Here is a 16,169-nt window from a genome sequence, read left to right on the forward strand (position 1 = left end):
TCGCACACCAGCACCTTACAGCTCATTGCGTTAACCGCAAGACACCTGTCAGCTTTAGGGTCGAGTCTGCCAACTCAGAAAGTGTAGCCCGCGCCGCCAATGACGTTGATGCCCTTTACCGGATAGGCGTAAAAGCGCTGGTATTGGCGGTTTGCGAGGTTATTACCCATTACAAAGATGGATATTTTTGGCGTAATGCGGTAATCGGCGCGCAGGTTTAGGTCGATAATGGGGTCGGTGGCCCGGTAAAAATCGGGCACGCGGGCGGCACCCGCCACGGTAGCCGGGCGGTAGCTGATGCCGTAGCTGGCGGAAAAGAAGTAACCCTCGACGCCTATCATCAGCTTCTCAAACACGTTGTAGGTGCCAAAAACCGAGGCCTGGTACTCGGGCCGGTGAAACGGCTGGGGTAGGTTTTTGAGGGCGTATTTGTTGTAATCCATCCGGGTGCCGAGGCGGAATTTTTCGGCGGCGTTGTAGAGCAGCTCGCCGTGCAGGTTGAGCACGCCGGTGGCGTTCTGGTCGTACACGAGGTCGAAGCGGCTGGGGTCAACGGGGTTGTTGAGGTAAAAATACAAGTTGCGGTCGCGGGCGTAGGTGGCGCGGGCGTTGAACTCCAGCCCCCGGGCCGGCGTGGAGGTAAAACCAGCGTAGATGGTGGGCCCGCGATGGGTGTCGGCCACGTTCAGGCCGCGGTTCAGCCAAGGGTTTTCGGTGGTCAGGTCGTAGCGGGTCACGCGCTGCAGCGAACCGCCCAGGCCCGCATACACCATAAACTTCTCGGGCTCGATGGTGTAGCCCAGCCGTACGGCCGGGTAAATCACCGCCTTGCTCACGCTGGTGGCCGTGTCGGATGAGTAGCCCAGCGTGGCACCCACCGAGAAGGCAATGTTGTTGCGCATGAACTCGTAGGCCGGCGTGGCCTGCACGAAAGTGCGCGTGCGGGTAACCTGCTCGGCGGCCACATTGGGCTTGGCCGGGGCCAGGTCTTTTTCAGCGATGAAGGAGGCTTCGCCGTTCAGCGTGATGCGGCTCGACTCGCCGAGGGCGTAGCCCAGCTTGGCGTTCAGGCGCACGTCGTTTTCATTGGCCGAAAAAATGTCGCTCCAGTAGCGGTAGCCCAGGCTGGCGTCGTACTGCAGCACCTGCTCGGGGTCGCGGTTGTGGGCGTAGCCTTTCACGGCAAAGCGGTTGAACACCTGCTTGATGTCGCCGGCTTCGGGGGTGGCCACGGGCGTACCGTTGGCGGCCTTGTCGTAACCGTAGAAGTTGTAGCGTTCGCGGCCCAGGTCCAGGTTGGCGCCGAAGGCGGCAGTGCCGCGGTACAGCTCGCCCATGAGGTGCGCGCTGGTTTCGGCCACGCTGGAGTTTTTCCCGTCCACGGGGCCGTTCAGGGAGTTGACGTGCTTGATGTCGAGGCCGTAGGCGTGGTCGGTGTTGCGGGTGCTGTGGAAATAGCCGCGGCCGTAGAACGTGCCGTAGTTGCCGATGCCCACTTTCACCAGGTTGCCGGTGAGCGGCGTGGGCTCCTCGGCCCGAATGGTCAGCACCTTCACCGAAGGATTCAGGCGGTCCGCCGGCAGGCGAAAGTCGGGAAAGGTGTAGGTGACTTTGCGCTCGGTCTGGGGCGGCGCCGGCAGCGCGATTTTGGAGAAGTTGCGCGTGGCCTCGGGCAGCTGGTTCACCCGCTCCTTCACGATTTCAATTTCGGCCTCTTCAATCTTGCCCGTGGTTTTGCCCTTGGTGGGCTGGGCCATGGCGGCCGGCGCCGCAGCCCCCACCAGCACGACGGCCAGGGCCAAGCCTGCGCCCCGGCGCGCTTTCGACGACGTATTTTTAGTTGACAAACGCTTCATCAGCAATCAATTATTCAGTGAGTAAATGCGCCGGGTTAGCGCTGGGTGGCCGTGTCGGCCGGGGCGGTGGTATTGCCGCGCAGGTTGGTGCGGGGCACGGCGGTTTTGCCCTTTGTTGGGGCGGGCGTGGTGGCCGGCTTGCCGATGGGCGCGGGCGTCTTGGCCGGTGCTTTGGCCGGGGTTTTCGGCGCAGGTTTGGGCTCGGCGGGCTCTTCGGGCTGGTCGGCGCCCAGGGTTTTGAGGCGCTGCTTGGCGGCCTCCACCACTTCGGCCACCGGGAAATTGTTGTCGATGAGCGAGTTCAAAGTGCCCCGGGCCTGGAAATTGTCGCCTTCGGCCGCGTACACATCGGCCACCAGCAGGAACGCCCGGCCCTGCCACAGCGCGTAACTGCTGTAGTTGGCGTTCACCTTGAGGGCGGCGGCAATGGCGTCCTCGTTTTTCTTCTGCTTAAACAGCGTCTGGGCCAGGAAATACTGGGCTTCGGCGCCGTTCACGTCGTTGGGTGCGGCCGTGACGGCGGCAGCCAGCTCGGTCGCGGCCTGGTCGTAGTTCTCGGCGCGGTAGCTGGCCTTGCCCAGGTAGAGCAGGGCGGCATTGGTGGCGTTGGCGGTGGCGCCGGCCTGGGCGCGCAGCTCTTCGGCCACGCGGCGGGTGCCGGCGTAATCGCCCGCTTCGTAGAGGCTGCGCATCTGGCCCAGCGTTGCGTTGGCCACCTCGCGGCGGTTGGTGCTGGCGCCGCGCAGGCGCTCGTAGTATTTGGCGGCCTCGGCGTAGTTCTTGTTCTCAAACTCGAGGTCGGCGAGGCGGCCCACGGCGCGGTTCAGGAACTCGCTCTTGCCTTCGGTCACCACGTCGCGCAGGCGGGCAATGCCTTGCTGCCGGTCGCCGGTTTTCACGTAGGAATCGGCCAGGAAGAAGCGGGCATCGGGCCCCAGGGCCGACTGCGGGTACTGCTTCAAGTACGACTCCAGGCGCAGAATGGCGGGCTTGTATTTCTCAGCCAGATACAGCGACTTCGCCGCTTCAAACTCCACGCTCTCGGTGGCCTTGCTGTCGGGGTTTTGAATCTTGAATGAGGCCAGCACAGCGTCGAACTCCTCCGTACGGCCCAGGGCCGTCAGGCTTTCCTGCAGACTATAGATGGCCTGCGACGCGGCTTCGCTGCGCGGGTAGTCCGTCAGCACTTTCTGAAAATCGGCCACGGCTTTTTCCTGCTGCTGCAGGTTGGCGTAGGCCACGCCGCGCTTTTGCAGGGCCTGCGGCATGAGCGGGCTATTGGGCCGGTTGGCAATCAGCCGGGTGAAGCCATCCACCGCTGGCTGGTATTCACCGGCCTCAAACGACAGCTGCGCCTGCTGGAACACCGCTTCCTCGGCGTAGCGCGAGTTGGGGCTGGTTTTTAGCAGAGCTGCGAGGGTCGTGTTGGCTTCGTCGCGCCGGCCCATCAGGCCCAGCGTGCGGCCTTTCTGGTAGTAAGCGTAGTCCTTGTCGGCGGCGTTGGCATTGATGACCTTGTCGTACAAAGCCAGCGCCTGCTGGTAGCTTTTCGCCACATAGTAGGTGTCGGCGAGGCGTAGCGTGGCATCGTAGTAGTTCGGGTCCGAAGGCTTGGCGTCGTTGTCGCTCACAAACGCCTGGAACTGCGGCCGGGCGCGGTCGTACTGCTTGGTGTTGTAGTAGGCATAGCCCAGGCCATAGCGAGCTTTTTGCTCGAAATCGGCCTCCTCGGGGCTCACGCCGCCCTGCCGGGCCGAGCGGGCCGCCGCCACGTAGGCCGTAATGGCGTCTTGGTACTGCTGGCCCACGCTGAAAATCTCGCCCCGCAACACCTGGGCCGCGGCCCGCAATGCATCATCAGCCGGGTATTTCAGCGACTTGTCCAGCAGCGGCAGCGCCTCCGAGTAGTTGCCGTTGTTGTAGAGCGTGGCGGCCTGGGAGTAGGCCACGCGCTGGTAAGTGGCATCAAGCTTGGCGCTGCGGTCTTCCAGGCCATCCAGGTAGGTGAGCGCCTGGTTGTAGTCGGTCGAGGCCAGGAAGCTGGTACTCAGCAGGTCGTCGACGATGGGCTGGTTTTTAGAACGCGGAAACTTTTTGCGAAAATCGCGCAGCACGGCAATGGTTTCGGGTAGATTGCCCTGCTCGTACTGCACCTGGCCCAGCTTGAGCGTGGCATTTTCGGCAATGCCTTTGTCAAACGTCGACTGCCGCGCGGCCTCAAAAGCCGTTACCGCCTGCGGCTTCTGGTTGGTCTGAATGTAGCTCAGGCCCAGGTGGTAGGCGGCGTTCTGGCCCAACGAGTCGCGGCGTACGGCCACGTTGCGCAGGTTGGCAATGGCGCCCTTGAAGTCGCCCATCTTGTAGTTGGCGAAACCGATTTTGTACTGCAGCGCCGGCTCAATCTTGCCCTTGTGAATGGCCGCGTACTTATCGAAGTTTTCGGCCGCTTCCTTGTACTGGCCTTTTTGGTAGTACGCGTCGCCCAGCAACAGCTGGATTTCGTCGGAGTTCTGCGGCGGCGGCGTGTTTTGCAGCGCCTTGGTGGCGTAGCCTATCAGGCCGTCGAAGTTCCCTTCGCGGTAGTAAATCTGCGTCATCACGGCCGGCACCACGGGCTGATAGGCATCGTTCTGCTCGGCCACGGCCAGGTCGGTGCGGGCGGCGGCGTAGTCGCCGGCGCGGTAGGCCAGGTAGCCCGCGTAGTACGAGCTGGCGTACTTGTACTGGCTTTGCACCTGCTTGTTGCGGTCAAAAAGCAAGCGGGCCTTTTCGTAATCTTTTTGCTCGAAATAGCTGTAGGCCAGCTTAAAATCGGACTCCGCGCGCTGGTCGTTGCTGAGGTTATCGGGCGCCACTTTCTGGAAGTAGCGGATGGCCGCCTCGTAATTTTTCTGGTCGAAATAGAACCTGCCCAACTCGAAATAGGCCGCCGCGGCGCGCGGGTGCGCCGGGTGCTGGGCCGCAAAATCGAGGATGAGACCTTCGGCGTCGGGGTGTGACAGGTAAAGGCCGCTCACCGCCACGTAGTACTCGGCGTCGGCGGTGCGGTCGCGGGCCGCGGCGCCGCCCTGGCTGGCGTGCACCGGCTCGATGGCCAGGTACTGCCGAAATGCTTCCTGCGCGGCCCCGTACTGGCCGCGGTCAAACAGCTCCAACCCTTCCTGAAAATGCCGCTCGTCGGACGCAAAAACCTGGGATTGCTGGGCCTGGGCCGCCAGCGGGGCCGCCGCGCTCAGGGCGGCGGCTAGCGCCAGCCGGGGAAATAGCTTCATGTAATTACCTTGCGTGGAGGGGCCGCATCGGGCCCGGGAACTGGCCAAAAGTAGCGATAAATGCCCGTAGGTTGCCCCGCCAACGGCGAAATCAAGGGTTTCATTGCCCATCGGGCCCGTGCGTAGCAGGGTTTGCCCCCAAGCTCATCCACACCTCTTGCGGGCAGCAAGCGTATACCAAAGATGCCCACGCAATGCCCGCCACCTATGAAAACCTTACTTCTCGCCCTCCTGCTGGGCCTTTCCGCCTGTGCTTCCGAACTGGTGCAGAACGTCGAGCAAGAGCCTAACGTCGATTTCCGGGCCTTCAAGACCTTTAACTTCCTAGACGTGACCGCCCGCAACGATGCAGCCTTTCAAGGGCCCGGCAATGGCATCGAAACCCTGAAACAAGCCATCAGCCGCGAAATGCAGCGGCGCGGCTACCAGCCATCGGCCCGCCCCGACCTATGGGTTAACGTCGGCGTGGTAACCAAGGACAAGGTGCAAACCCGCGAAACCACTCTGCGCGACGCCCCGCTTTACATTGGGCAGCGCAACTACCATTGGCAAAGCCAGAACGTAGCGGTAGGCCGCTACGAAGAAGGCACTGCCACGGTGGAAATAGTGGATGCAGCGCGCAAGGAACTCATCTGGCAGGGCTCGGTGCAAAGCGTCCTTTCCCCCAAAGCCGACAAGCTCGCCAAGCGAATTGATGAGGCCGTGACTGCCCTGTTTGACCGATATCCGGTTGCACCTACCCAGTAACTTCAGCGGCTCATCCTCAACGCAGAATAGAAAGAAAAGCCCCGTCAGCATCAGCTGACGGGGCTTTTCTTTCTATTCTGCTGCTGTTTTATTGCTTCGGAGCAATGCCGGGCACATTGAGGTTGCCGTTTTTGTAGCGCTTGTAGAGGTAGGCCGCTCCGGCGGCCAGCAGGGCGCCGCCCACCAGCTTGCGTGAGGGCGATGCGCCGACGCGGCTGCCATCGTCGTTGGTGCGGCCGCTAAAACCGCCAAAAAGACCGGAAATCATGCCGCCGAGAGTATTGCTGGGTTGGTTGCTCATGAGTGAAATCAGATTTGAGGTGAATGTCTGATTTCTACGCAAGCAGCCCGCCTCGCGTTACCCCAGCACGCCGGCCGGCACCGCGTGCAGAATCAGCCACACCAGCTCGCGCAGGATTTCGGCGTCGTCCATCGAGCCGCTTTCGATGCCCTTGCTCTGGGCATCGGCCCGCCGGATGTCGTGAATGATGCCCACCACCCGCTCTGCCGGGTAGGCGCGCAGGGCCTGCTGGTATTCCTTCTGGGCAAAGCTGTTCATGATGCCCAGGCTTTTGTATACGCCATCGGGCGGGTTGGCGCCCGACTGATGCAGCACCAGCAGCTTGGTAAAGAAATTGAACAGCAGCGTAAGGTTCGGAATCAGCGGGTTGGCTTTGGGGTTGGCGGCGAAATAGCCCAGAATGCGGTTTGCCTTGAGCACGTCGCGCTGCACCAGGGCTTTTTGCAACTCAAAAATGTTGTAGTCCTTGCTGATGCCCACCAGCCGCTGCACCAGCTCCTCGTCGATGGGTTGATTGGGCTTGAGGTTGAGTGCCAGCTTGTCGACTTCATTGGCCAAGCGTCCCAAATCAGCCCCAATGTACTCGGCCAGCATGGCCGTGGCCTGCCCCGTAATTTGCAGATTACGCGCCCTCACGTTGGCCGTGAGCCATTGTGGTACTTGGCTGTCGTAGAGCTTTTTGCTGGTCATCAGCACGGCCGGCGACTCTTTGCCCGCGAGCAGCTTGCCCAGCTTTTTGCGGCTGTCCAGGGTCTTATGCTTGTAGCAAAACACCAGCACGGTGCTGGGCAGCGGGTTTTTCAGATATGCCTCCAGAAAAGGCCAGCTCCGCTCCTGCTCCAGGTCGGCCACTGTCTGGGCTTCCTTCACGATGACGACGCTGCGCTCGGCCATCATGGGAAAGCGCTTGGCCTGGCCCAGAATGCCGGTTACGTCCACGTCCTTGCCGTACACCACCACCTGGTTGAAGCTGCGCTCGTGCTCGGCCAGCGCCGTTTTCTCAATCAAATCGGCCACCACATCGATGTAATACGGCTCCTCGCCCTGCAAAAAATACACGGGCTGAAACTGCCGTTGCTGCAGTTGCTTCAGTATCGCGTCGGCTTCGAGTATCAAGTGGTAAATGCGTAAGTGGGTAAATGAGATGAAGTGAATGCTCTGCAAGCACTGACTTCATCTCTGGCAAAGGTAAAGCCACCTAGTACCTTTGCGAACGAGTGCGCAACGACGCAAAATCAGGCAGGAGCTTCCATCAGCGAAGCCCCACCTTACTCATTTACTCAATTTACTCACTTACCAATTGGATTTCATCCCTGAACTGACCTGGCGCGGCATGTTTCACGATGCCATGCCCGGTACCGCCGAGCACCTGGCCACGAATGCCCCCATCACCGGCTACATCGGTTTCGACCCCACCGCCGCTTCGCTGCACATCGGCAACCTGGCCACCATCATGCTGCTGGTGCACCTGCAGCGCGCCGGCCACCGCCCCGTGGCCCTGGTGGGCGGCGCCACCGGCATGATTGGCGACCCCAGCGGCAAGTCGGCCGAGCGCAACCTGCTCGACGAAACCACCCTGCGCCGCAACCAGGCCGGCATTCAGGCCCAGCTCGAGAAGTTTCTGGACTTCTCCGAAGGCCCCACCGGCGCGCTGGTGGTGAACAACTACGATTGGTTTAAGGACTTCGGCTTTTTGCAATTTCTGCGCGAGGTGGGCAAACACCTCACCGTGAATTATATGATGGCCAAGGACTCGGTGAAGCGCCGCATTGGCGGCGGCGAGGACGGCGACAGCATCGGCATCAGCTATACCGAATTCAGCTACCAGCTGCTGCAGGGCTACGACTTCGTGCACCTCAACAAAGCGCTGGGCGTCACGCTGCAAATGGGCGCCAGCGACCAGTGGGGCAACATCACCACCGGCACCGAGCTCATTCGACGCATCGCCAACGCCGAAGGCACCGAGGCCAAAGCCTACGCCCTCACCGGCCAGCTCATCACCAAAGCCGACGGCACCAAGTACGGCAAGTCGGAAACCGGCACCGTGTGGCTCGACCCGGCTCTCACCACGCCTTACCAGTTCTACCAGTTTTTTCTACGCGCCGAAGACGCCGACGCCCCGCGCCTCATCCGCGTGTTCACGCTGCTGAGCCAGCAAGAGATTGAAGCCCTCGAAGCCGAGCACGCCCAAAACCCCGGCCTGAAAACCTTGCAGAAAGCCCTGGCCAAAGACGTCACCATCCGCGTGCACTCCGAAGCCGCTTATGAGGCCGCCGTGGCGGCGTCCGAAGTGCTGTTTGGCAAAGGTGGCGACCTCAGCTCCCTCGCCGAAGCCACGCTGCTCGATGCCTTTGCCGGCCTGCCGCACTTGCGCGTGCCCCGCGCTGCTGCGCCCGACCTCAACGTGGCCGTGCTCCTGAGCGACGCCACCGACAAGCAGATTCTGTCCTCCCGCGGCGAAGCCCGCAAGCTTATCCAATCCAACGGCTTGAGCATCAACGGCACCAAGCTCACATCCCCCGACGCCCTGGTAGCCGAACTGCCCCGGCTGCACGATAAGTACTTTGTGGTGAAGAAGGGCAAAAAGGACTACTTCCTTGTCGAACTGGTGTAGAATAACGGTCAGCCGGCGCTCCGCCGGTGCTTGGCTCGGCACCCATACGCCACAAAAAAAGGCCCCGCCAATCGGCGGGGCCTTTTTCGTTATCTACGTATTCGCCGAATCCGACGAATTCGTGATTACTTCTTCTTGGCAGGAGCTGCTTTCTTAGCAGCAGCGGGGGCAGCCTTTTTGGCGGCGGGAGCAGCCTTCTTGGCACCACCGGCAGCGGGCGCTTTGGTAGCGCCGGCAGCAGCGTTCTTGGTGTTCTGCACCTCGGTGCGGAACGCCTGAGCCATCGTCTTCAGCTCCTGCATGCCTTTGCGCACGCGGGTGCCAGCGGCAGCGTTCTGCTTGTCGTAGAATTTCGAGAAATCGTCTTCCAGCGACATTACGAGGTCCTTCAATTTACCAAAGTTGTTCATTGGGGTTTGGGGTTTGGGGGTGAAAAATGAGCGTTATAAGCGGTTAAGCCGGCCCTAATATACAGGGATTTCAAATGCAAGCAAGTTTTTCACTTTTTTTTCAAAACCCCCTTCCCGGCTTTCAGAGGCCGATTTTTTGAAAAAAAACCTTGATTCCAGCAAGTAGCGCTAAACCCCTTAGCTTAGAATAGTACTAAAACAAAAGCGCCGGCCTCCCTCGCGGGAAGCCGGCGCCAAGTGCCTTGGCGGGCTATTTTAGGCGGTTTGCGTGGCGGCGGGGGCTTTGCTGTACAGGCCCTTATCGAGCTTGGTGGCCACGGCCTCAAACGCCGCAATCGTTTCCTGCACGTCTTGCAAAGTGTGCACCGCCGTGGGAATGAGGCGGAGCATAATTACGCCCTTGGGCACCACCGGATACACCACAATAGAGCAGAAAATGCCGTGATTCTCACGCAAATCGAAGGTTAGGGCCGTGGCGTCGGGGATTTCGCCGTTGAGGAACACGGGCGTTACCGGCGACTCGGTGGTGCCGATGTTGAAGCCTTTTTCCTTCAGGCCGCTTTGCAGGGCGCGCACCACGGTCCAGAGGTTTTCGCGGTATTCGGGGTGGTTGCGAATCAGCTCCAGGCGCTTCAGGGCGCCAATTACGAGAGGCATGGGCAGCGATTTGGCGAAAATCTGGCTGCGCATATTGTAACGCAAATATTCAATAACGCTTTCCGGCCCGGCCACGAACGCGCCGATGCTGGCCATGCTCTTGGCGAAGGTGTAAAAAATTAAGTCTACGCCCTCTATGCAGCCCAAATGTTCGGCCGTGCCGGCGCCCGTGGGACCTAGCGTGCCAAAACCATGAGCATCGTCGACGAAGATGCGGAAGTCGTATTTTTTCTTCAGCTCGACGATTTCGCGCAGCTTGCCCAGGTTGCCCGACATGCCGAACATGCCCTCGGTAATGACGAGAATGCCGCCGCCGGTTTCGTCGGTCAGACGCTTGGCGCGCTCCAGTTGCTTTTCGAGGTTGGCGATGTCGTTGTGCGGGAACACGAAGCGCTTGCCCTGGTGCAGGCGCACGCCGTCGATGATGCAGGCGTGCGACTCGGCGTCGTACACAATGGCATCGTGGCGGCTCACCAGCGCGTCGATGATGCTCACCACGCCCTGGTAGCCGAAGTTGAGCAGCAGCGCGCTGGGCTTCTGCACGAAGTCGGCCAGTTCATTCTCTAGTTGCTCGTGCAGGGTCGAGTTGCCGCTCATGATGCGGGCACCCATGGGGTAGGCCATGCCGTAGTCGGTGGCACCTTCGCGGTCGGCCTGGCGCACTTCGGGGTGGTTGGCGAGGCCCAGGTAGTTGTTGAGGCTCCAGGTCAGCACTTCTTTGCCCCGGAACATCATGCGCGGCTTGATTTCGCCTTCGAGCTTGGGGAACGTGAAATAGCCGTGGGCGTAGTGCGAGTGCGAGCCAAGCGGGCCGCGGTTCGCCGAAATCCGGTCGAAAATATCCACTGAAAAAACGGGAATGAGGTGAAGTAAAGGGCGGTAAGCAGGCGAAAGGGCTATTTTGCAAAAACCCAATACCTGCCTAATCACAAAGGTAACCCCGGGCCGCCGTTGTACATAATTTGGGCTTAATAACGGTTTGGCAGGGCCGATGTTTGAGGAGGGCCCGCGCTTAGCCCGTTTCTTTGTGGCCTAAATCCGTCCCGCCCGCTTTTACTTATGAAGAAAATCTCCAAGCTGCTTGTCGCCAACCGCGGCGAAATTGCCCTCCGTGTGCTCCGTTCCGCCAAGGAAATGGGCATTGCCACCGTGGCCATCTATTCCGAAGCCGACCGCAACGCTTTGCACGTGCGCTACGCCGACGAAGCCGTGTGCGTGGGCCCGCCCGCCTCGAAAGACAGTTACCTGCGCGGCGACAAGATTCTGGAAGTGTGCCGGGAACTGGGCGTCGACGCCATTCACCCCGGCTACGGCTTCCTCTCGGAGAACGCCGGCTTTGCGCGGGCAGTAAAAGAGGCCGGGCTGATTTTCGTCGGACCCAGCCCGGAGGCCATGGAAATCATGGGCGACAAGCTCTCGGCCAAGCAGGCGGTGCAAGCCTATAACATCCCGCTGGTGCCGGGCACGGCCGAGGCTATTTCCGACGTGGCCGCCGCCAAGCGCATTGCCGAGGAAGTGGGCTTTCCCATCCTCATCAAAGCCTCGGCCGGCGGTGGCGGCAAGGGCATGCGCATCGTGAACGGCGTGGAGGAGTTTGAGGAGCAGATGCAGCTGGCCATCAACGAGGCCGTGTCGGCGTTTGGCGACGGGGCGGTGTTTATTGAGAAGTTCGTGACCGGGCCGCGCCACATCGAAATCCAGGTGCTGGGTGATGAGCACGGCAACATTGTGCACCTGTTCGAGCGCGAGTGCAGCATTCAGCGCCGGCACCAGAAGGTGATTGAGGAAGCACCTTCGTCGGTGCTCACGCCCGAGCTGCGCGCCGAAATGGGCCGCTGCGCCGTCGACGTGGCCCGCGCCTGCAACTACGCTGGCGCCGGTACCGTGGAGTTTCTGCTCGACGACAAGCGCAACTTCTATTTCCTGGAGATGAATACCCGCCTGCAGGTAGAACACCCCGTGACGGAGCAAATCACCGGCCTCGACCTGGTGAAGGAGCAAATCCGCGTGGCCGAGGGCTACCCGCTGCCCTTCGCGCAGGACGACCTCACCATCACCGGCCACGCCCTGGAGCTGCGCGTGTACGCCGAAGACCCGCAAAACAACTTCCTGCCCGACATCGGAACCCTGAGCACCTACGTGCGCCCTCAGGGCCCCGGCGTGCGCGTCGATGACGGCTTCGAGCAAGGCATGGACATCCCGATTTACTACGACCCGATGATTGCCAAGCTGGTCACCTTCGGGGCCAACCGCGCCGAGGCCATTGCCCGCATGCTTCGCGCCATTGAGGAGTATAAAATCACGGGCATCGAAACCACGCTGGCGTTTGGCACTTACGTGCTGACGCACCCCGCGTTTGTGAGCGGTGATTTCGACACCAACTTCATCAAGGACCATTTCACGCCCGCCACCCTCGCTCCCACGGCCCCGGACGAGGCTACGGCCAAAGTGGCCGCCGCACTCGGCGCCATGCTGCTAGAAACGAAGAAGCCCAAAGCGGCAGCCGCGACTGGCGAAACGGCTGGCGCGGAGGCATCAGGCTGGCGGAAGAACCGGCTGGGGGTACGGTAGATGTTAGTATAAAAAAAGACCGGCAAGCCGGTCTTTTTTTATACCTCCTGCTTAATCCGTGGGTCAAACGCGAAATCCTCCCAGCCCACAATCTTCACCTGCGCAAAATCCGGATGGATGGTGTTGAGCACGTAGTTGTGCTCGTGGGCGATGATGGAGGACGGCACCCGCAACACGGCCGCCTGCTGGCGGCGGTACCAGTCGTCACCCAAGGGCTGGCAGCGGGCGTAGTGGCGCGGCAGCTGCCACTCGTCCGGCATCTGTTCCAGCGTTAGCTCTTCGATAGCGAGGGCATCGGGCACTTCGATGCGGATGACTTTGAAAAGGCTGTTGAGGCCCTCGCCGCTGCGGTGCACCACGTTTTCGAGGCAGGCCAGGGCGCGGCTGCCGGCGGCATAGATGACCAACTGGCCGCGCAGGTTCCAGCGGCCGGGGTTGCCGGAGGCCACGAGCTCGCCGGCGTATTTGGCCAGGCAGATGCGGTAGATTTCCACTCTACGCCAAGTCGCCGTGGGCAATCCGGTCGACTTCGTCGGCCACCAGGTCGATACCGCCGCTGGTTTCGAGCAGGGCCAGCGGCGGCTGGTTGTCGAGGCCGTAGGCGGGCTTATCGAGCCAGCGGCGAAAGGCCGGGAGCGCGCCGAACACTTCTTCGCCCTGGTGAGCCAGGGCCAGCAGCTTGAGAACTTGCTCGCTGGCGGCGGGGCCGAGGCGCTTTTTGCCTTCGCGGTAGGCGCGCAGGGTTTTGGTGGTGGTGTGCAGCAGGCCGGCCAGCTCGTCGGCGCTGAGCTTGAGGAGGGCCGCTACGTCGAAGGCGATTTTGGCGGGCACGCCGGTCCGGGCTTCCATCACAAGGGCGAAGGAATCGGCCACGGTGGCTTGCAGACCCCGCAGGGCGGGCGAATACACGGCGGGCGGGGTGGCGGCGGCTGTCATAAGGATGTAAGATGGTTTCTTACCCAAATATGGGAAATATTTCCCTCTCAACGCAGAAATATTTCCTTTGGTTGCGAAGGAGTGTACCGGCTGGGCGGCGCACTCCTGGCAGCACACAACCCGCTCCTACCCCCAAAATACGAATTCGCCGCGATTACTCAGTACCTGATGTTTACCGGCAGGCCCGCGGCGCGTATTAAGTCTACCGTATTTTCATCGCTTCCCCAATGGTTTTCCAGAAACAGCTGCGGCTGCCGGCCATGCGCCGGGGCTTCCACCTCATCACCGAATACGTGCTGCAGGAGCTGCCCGAGCTGACGCGAGTGCGGGCCGGCCTGCTGCACGTATTCATCCAGCACACCTCGGCCAGCCTGTGCCTGAACGAAAACGCCGACCCCACGGTGCGCCACGATTTCGAGCAGTTTTTCAACCGCATGGCCCCCGAAAATGCGCCCTATTTTCGGCACACGTCGGAAGGCCCCGACGACATGCCCGCCCACCTGAAAGCCGCGCTGCTGGGCAGCAGCGTGAGCCTCCCGGTCACAAACGGGCGGCTGGCCCTGGGCACCTGGCAGGGCATCTACCTGGGCGAGCACCGCGAGCACGGCGACCGCCGCTCGCTGCTGCTCACGCTAATGGGTGAGTGACGCGGCAAGCGCGGAGCTAGCATGGATGCAAAATCTCAGACAAAAAACCGGCCCGGCTGCGCTTGCAGCCGGGCCGGTTTTTTGTCACCAAAGCCACATGAGCGGTACCGAAAGCACAGGTGCACTACAGCAAGTCGCCCACTTCGCGCACGCCCACCGGGCGTGCCACCGTGAAACCCTCGCCGAACTCGACCCCGATGATGTGGCCAAACTCTCGCGCCCGCGCTTCCATAAACCGGCCAAAGGCTTGGCTGGAGAGGTAGGTCTGCGGCGCATCCAAATCCGGATTAAAAAACTGCGTTTTGAAGGCTTGAATAGCCTCCCACTTCTTTTCCCAATACGGCGTGATGTCGACCACAAAGGCCAGCGGCAGCTGGCGGTCCTGAATGTAGTGGTACACATTTTTGGGGCGCCAGGCTTCCTGGGGCTGGCCGTCGTCGCCCAGGGTTTCAATCATGCGCAGGCCGGCCAGGAAACAAGCATCAATGGCCAACTGAGCGGCGCGGCCGTGGTCGGGGTGACGGTCCGAGATGGCGTTGGCCAGCACCACATCGGGCCGGTAGCGCCGAATGGCGGCGATGAGCGGCAGCTGGTGCTCCCGGTCGTTGCGGAAGAAGCCATCGGGCATCCCCAGGTTCTCGCGGATGTCGATGCCGAGAATTTTGTTGGAAGCGGCAGCCTCTTCGGCCCGGGTGGCCGGTGTGCCGCGCGTGCCCAGCTCGCCCCGGGTGAAGTCCACGATGCCCACTTTTTTGCCAGCGGCCATGCCGGCCAGCAGTGTGCCGGTGCAGGACATTTCAACGTCGTCGGGGTGGGCGCCGAGGGCCAGGATATCGAGTTTCATGGGGTGGAAATATGAATGTTGAAATAGCACGTCATGCCGAGCGCAGCCGAAGCATCTCGCGTGTGGAAGCAATTATTTATTCTTGCATGCGGGATGTTTCGGCTGCGCTCAGCATGACGTGCTGTTTTTCTTTCGGCGAACGTTACTTAATCCGCAGCTTCTTGCCCGGCTGCAGGGTTTTCACGCCGGGGTTCAGCTTGCGCAGGGTGCTTACGCGCACGCCGTAGCGTTCGGCCACTTCCGAGAGCGTATCGCCCGAGCGCACTTTATGCGTCACCGTCTGGCGGGCCCGCGAGGGCGAGCCGCTGCTCCGGCTGCCGCTGCTGCGGTGCCCCAGCGCCCGGCTGTAGTAGTTGAAGAGCGCCGAGGTGATGGTGAAATTGTCCTTCCGCAGCTTGTAGCCGGGGAAATCGTACATCAGCACCGGGTTGATGGGGTTGCCCTGGTAGCGCACCTCAAAGTGCAGGTGCGAGCCCGTGCTGCGCCCCGTGCTACCGCCGTAGCCGATGAGCTGGCCGGCCTTCACGAAGGTGCCCACGGTCACGAGGGCTTTGCTGAGGTGGCCGTACACGGTTTCGAGGCCGTTGTAGTGCCGCACCAGAATGTAGTTGCCGTAGCCGCCGCCGTCCCAGGCCTGAATGCGCACCACGCCGTCGAACACGGATTTCACCGAGTCGCCGGTTTCCAAGTCCAGGTCCATGCCGTAGTGCCAGCGGTAGCCCCGGAAGGCAAAACCCGAGGTGATGGGCGTGCTCACGAGGGGCATTTTGGCGTAGCGCTGCCGGGGCGGGTCGGTGAGGCGCAGCTTCAGCGAGTCGCGGTAGCTGCGGCCGTCCACGCGGTAGGGGTTCACGCGGTGGGTATCCCAAATGGAATAATAGCCCGCCACTTTCACCCACGAGGAATCGATGAGCACTTCTTCCGACATCTCCACGATTTCCGTCCCGCCCTCGTTCAGCGTCGTGGTGTCTTCGCTCACGATGCTGAGCTTCTTGGCCGGGTTGAAATAGATGGACTTGGCCGCGTCGGAGTTCTCGTCCGGAATTTCTTCCGTCTCGATAACCGTGGTGGTATCGGGCCGCACGTAGCGCATCTTGGGCGTCTTGATGCGGAAAAAGTCGGATTTGCCGGATGTGCTGCCGGCTTTGGCCTTGGTGCGCGGCGGCTTGCGGCGCTGCGCCTGTGCCGGGCTCAGCCCCGCCAGGCACAGCAGGAGGCCCAGCAGCAGCAGTGCTGGGCGCCAGTACGTTATTTTCAGGAAAGTCAAAAGCGAACAGAAAAAGGCCGCAGGCGTCATCGCAAAGGATTGCGCCG

13 protein-coding genes and 1 pseudogene are annotated in these 16,169 nt (G+C 61.5%); 4 read left to right on the forward strand and 10 right to left on the reverse strand.

Going from position 1 to position 16,169, the window contains the following annotated elements; translation table 11 throughout:
• Positions 1 to 74: 74 nt before the first annotated feature.
• Together MUN81_RS12285 and MUN81_RS12290 are read right to left on the reverse strand one after the other, a co-directional pair.
• The gene (locus MUN81_RS12285) at positions 75 to 1,847 is read right to left on the reverse strand and encodes a TonB-dependent receptor (protein ID WP_245110768.1); all 1,773 of its coding nucleotides are present in this window, start codon (positions 1,845 to 1,847) and stop codon (positions 75 to 77) included.
• Positions 1,848 to 1,891: 44 nt separating this feature from the next.
• A complete protein-coding gene (locus tag MUN81_RS12290; protein WP_245110770.1) occupies positions 1,892 to 5,128 on the reverse strand; it encodes a tetratricopeptide repeat protein in 3,237 nt (1,078 codons plus the stop codon).
• A 207-nt stretch (positions 5,129 to 5,335) separates the two neighbouring features.
• On the opposite strand from MUN81_RS12290, the gene MUN81_RS12295 reads away from it, so the two are divergent.
• Positions 5,336 to 5,875, forward strand: a complete 540-nt coding sequence (locus tag MUN81_RS12295) for a DUF4136 domain-containing protein (protein WP_245110772.1) — start codon at positions 5,336 to 5,338, stop codon at positions 5,873 to 5,875.
• Positions 5,876 to 5,963: 88 nt separating this feature from the next.
• Here the strand turns inward: MUN81_RS12295 and MUN81_RS12300 are convergent, their stop codons facing one another.
• Together MUN81_RS12300 and holA are read right to left on the reverse strand one after the other, a co-directional pair.
• The gene (locus tag MUN81_RS12300; protein WP_245110773.1) at positions 5,964 to 6,176 is read right to left on the reverse strand and encodes a hypothetical protein; all 213 of its coding nucleotides are present in this window, start codon (positions 6,174 to 6,176) and stop codon (positions 5,964 to 5,966) included.
• A gap of 57 nt (positions 6,177 to 6,233) precedes the next feature.
• Entirely contained in the window at positions 6,234 to 7,292 is a 1,059-nt protein-coding gene (holA, locus tag MUN81_RS12305; RefSeq protein WP_245110775.1) for a DNA polymerase III subunit delta, read from the reverse strand.
• Positions 7,293 to 7,476: 184 nt separating this feature from the next.
• On the opposite strand from holA, the gene tyrS reads away from it, so the two are divergent.
• Positions 7,477 to 8,790: a tyrosine--tRNA ligase gene (gene tyrS / locus MUN81_RS12310; protein WP_245110776.1), complete on the forward strand. Its 1,314-nt coding sequence runs from the start codon at positions 7,477 to 7,479 to the stop codon at positions 8,788 to 8,790.
• 239 nt (positions 8,791 to 9,029) lie between these two features.
• Here the strand turns inward: tyrS and MUN81_RS22820 are convergent.
• Positions 9,030 to 9,200, reverse strand: a pseudogene (locus tag MUN81_RS22820) (histone H1); the annotation flags it as partial.
• 255 nt (positions 9,201 to 9,455) lie between these two features.
• Positions 9,456 to 10,703, reverse strand: a complete 1,248-nt coding sequence (locus MUN81_RS12320) for a pyridoxal phosphate-dependent aminotransferase family protein (RefSeq protein ID WP_245110780.1) — start codon at positions 10,701 to 10,703, stop codon at positions 9,456 to 9,458.
• Between the two features lie 213 nt (positions 10,704 to 10,916).
• On the opposite strand from MUN81_RS12320, the gene accC reads away from it, so the two are divergent.
• A complete protein-coding gene (gene accC, locus MUN81_RS12325) occupies positions 10,917 to 12,428 on the forward strand; it encodes an acetyl-CoA carboxylase biotin carboxylase subunit (RefSeq protein WP_245110782.1) in 1,512 nt (503 codons plus the stop codon).
• Positions 12,429 to 12,466: 38 nt separating this feature from the next.
• Here accC and MUN81_RS12330 read toward each other — a convergent pair whose 3' ends face one another.
• Complete coding sequence (locus MUN81_RS12330) at positions 12,467 to 12,922, reverse strand: RES family NAD+ phosphorylase (RefSeq protein WP_245110783.1); 456 nt, start codon at positions 12,920 to 12,922, stop codon at positions 12,467 to 12,469.
• A 1-nt stretch (position 12,923) separates the two neighbouring features.
• Positions 12,924 to 13,364 (reverse strand): antitoxin Xre/MbcA/ParS toxin-binding domain-containing protein, encoded by a 441-nt coding sequence (locus MUN81_RS12335; protein WP_245110785.1) that lies wholly within the window; start codon positions 13,362 to 13,364, stop codon positions 12,924 to 12,926.
• Positions 13,365 to 13,591: 227 nt separating this feature from the next.
• On the opposite strand from MUN81_RS12335, the gene MUN81_RS12340 reads away from it, so the two are divergent.
• Entirely contained in the window at positions 13,592 to 14,011 is a 420-nt protein-coding gene (locus MUN81_RS12340; protein WP_245110787.1) for a secondary thiamine-phosphate synthase enzyme YjbQ, read from the forward strand.
• Between the two features lie 124 nt (positions 14,012 to 14,135).
• On the opposite strand, the gene bshB1 is transcribed toward MUN81_RS12340, so the two are convergent.
• Entirely contained in the window at positions 14,136 to 14,855 is a 720-nt protein-coding gene (gene bshB1 / locus MUN81_RS12345) for a bacillithiol biosynthesis deacetylase BshB1 (RefSeq protein WP_245110788.1), read from the reverse strand.
• Between the two features lie 142 nt (positions 14,856 to 14,997).
• Positions 14,998 to 16,122 carry a M23 family metallopeptidase gene (locus MUN81_RS12350; RefSeq protein WP_245110790.1) on the reverse strand — a complete coding sequence of 375 codons (1,125 nt, stop codon included), beginning with the start codon at positions 16,120 to 16,122 and terminating at the stop codon, positions 14,998 to 15,000.
• Between the last annotated feature and the right edge of the window lie 47 nt (positions 16,123 to 16,169).

Source organism: Hymenobacter sp. 5317J-9 (genome assembly GCF_022921075.1).
Classification (GTDB): Bacteria; Bacteroidota; Bacteroidia; order Cytophagales; family Hymenobacteraceae; genus Hymenobacter.

Excerpts from the sequence above, each read along its gene's own strand:
- MUN81_RS12290 (WP_245110770.1), bottom strand. The coding sequence starts at position 5,128 with ATGAAGCTATTTCCCCGGCTGGCGCTAGCCGCCGCCCTGAGCGCGGCG.
- MUN81_RS12295 (WP_245110772.1), top strand. The coding sequence starts at position 5,336 with ATGAAAACCTTACTTCTCGCCCTCCTGCTGGGCCTTTCCGCCTGTGCT.
- MUN81_RS12300 (WP_245110773.1), bottom strand. The coding sequence starts at position 6,176 with ATGAGCAACCAACCCAGCAATACTCTCGGCGGCATGATTTCCGGTCTT.
- accC (WP_245110782.1), top strand. The coding sequence starts at position 10,917 with ATGAAGAAAATCTCCAAGCTGCTTGTCGCCAACCGCGGCGAAATTGCC.
- MUN81_RS12335 (WP_245110785.1), bottom strand. The coding sequence starts at position 13,364 with ATGACAGCCGCCGCCACCCCGCCCGCCGTGTATTCGCCCGCCCTGCGG.
- MUN81_RS12340 (WP_245110787.1), top strand. The coding sequence starts at position 13,592 with ATGGTTTTCCAGAAACAGCTGCGGCTGCCGGCCATGCGCCGGGGCTTC.
- bshB1 (WP_245110788.1), bottom strand. The coding sequence starts at position 14,855 with ATGAAACTCGATATCCTGGCCCTCGGCGCCCACCCCGACGACGTTGAA.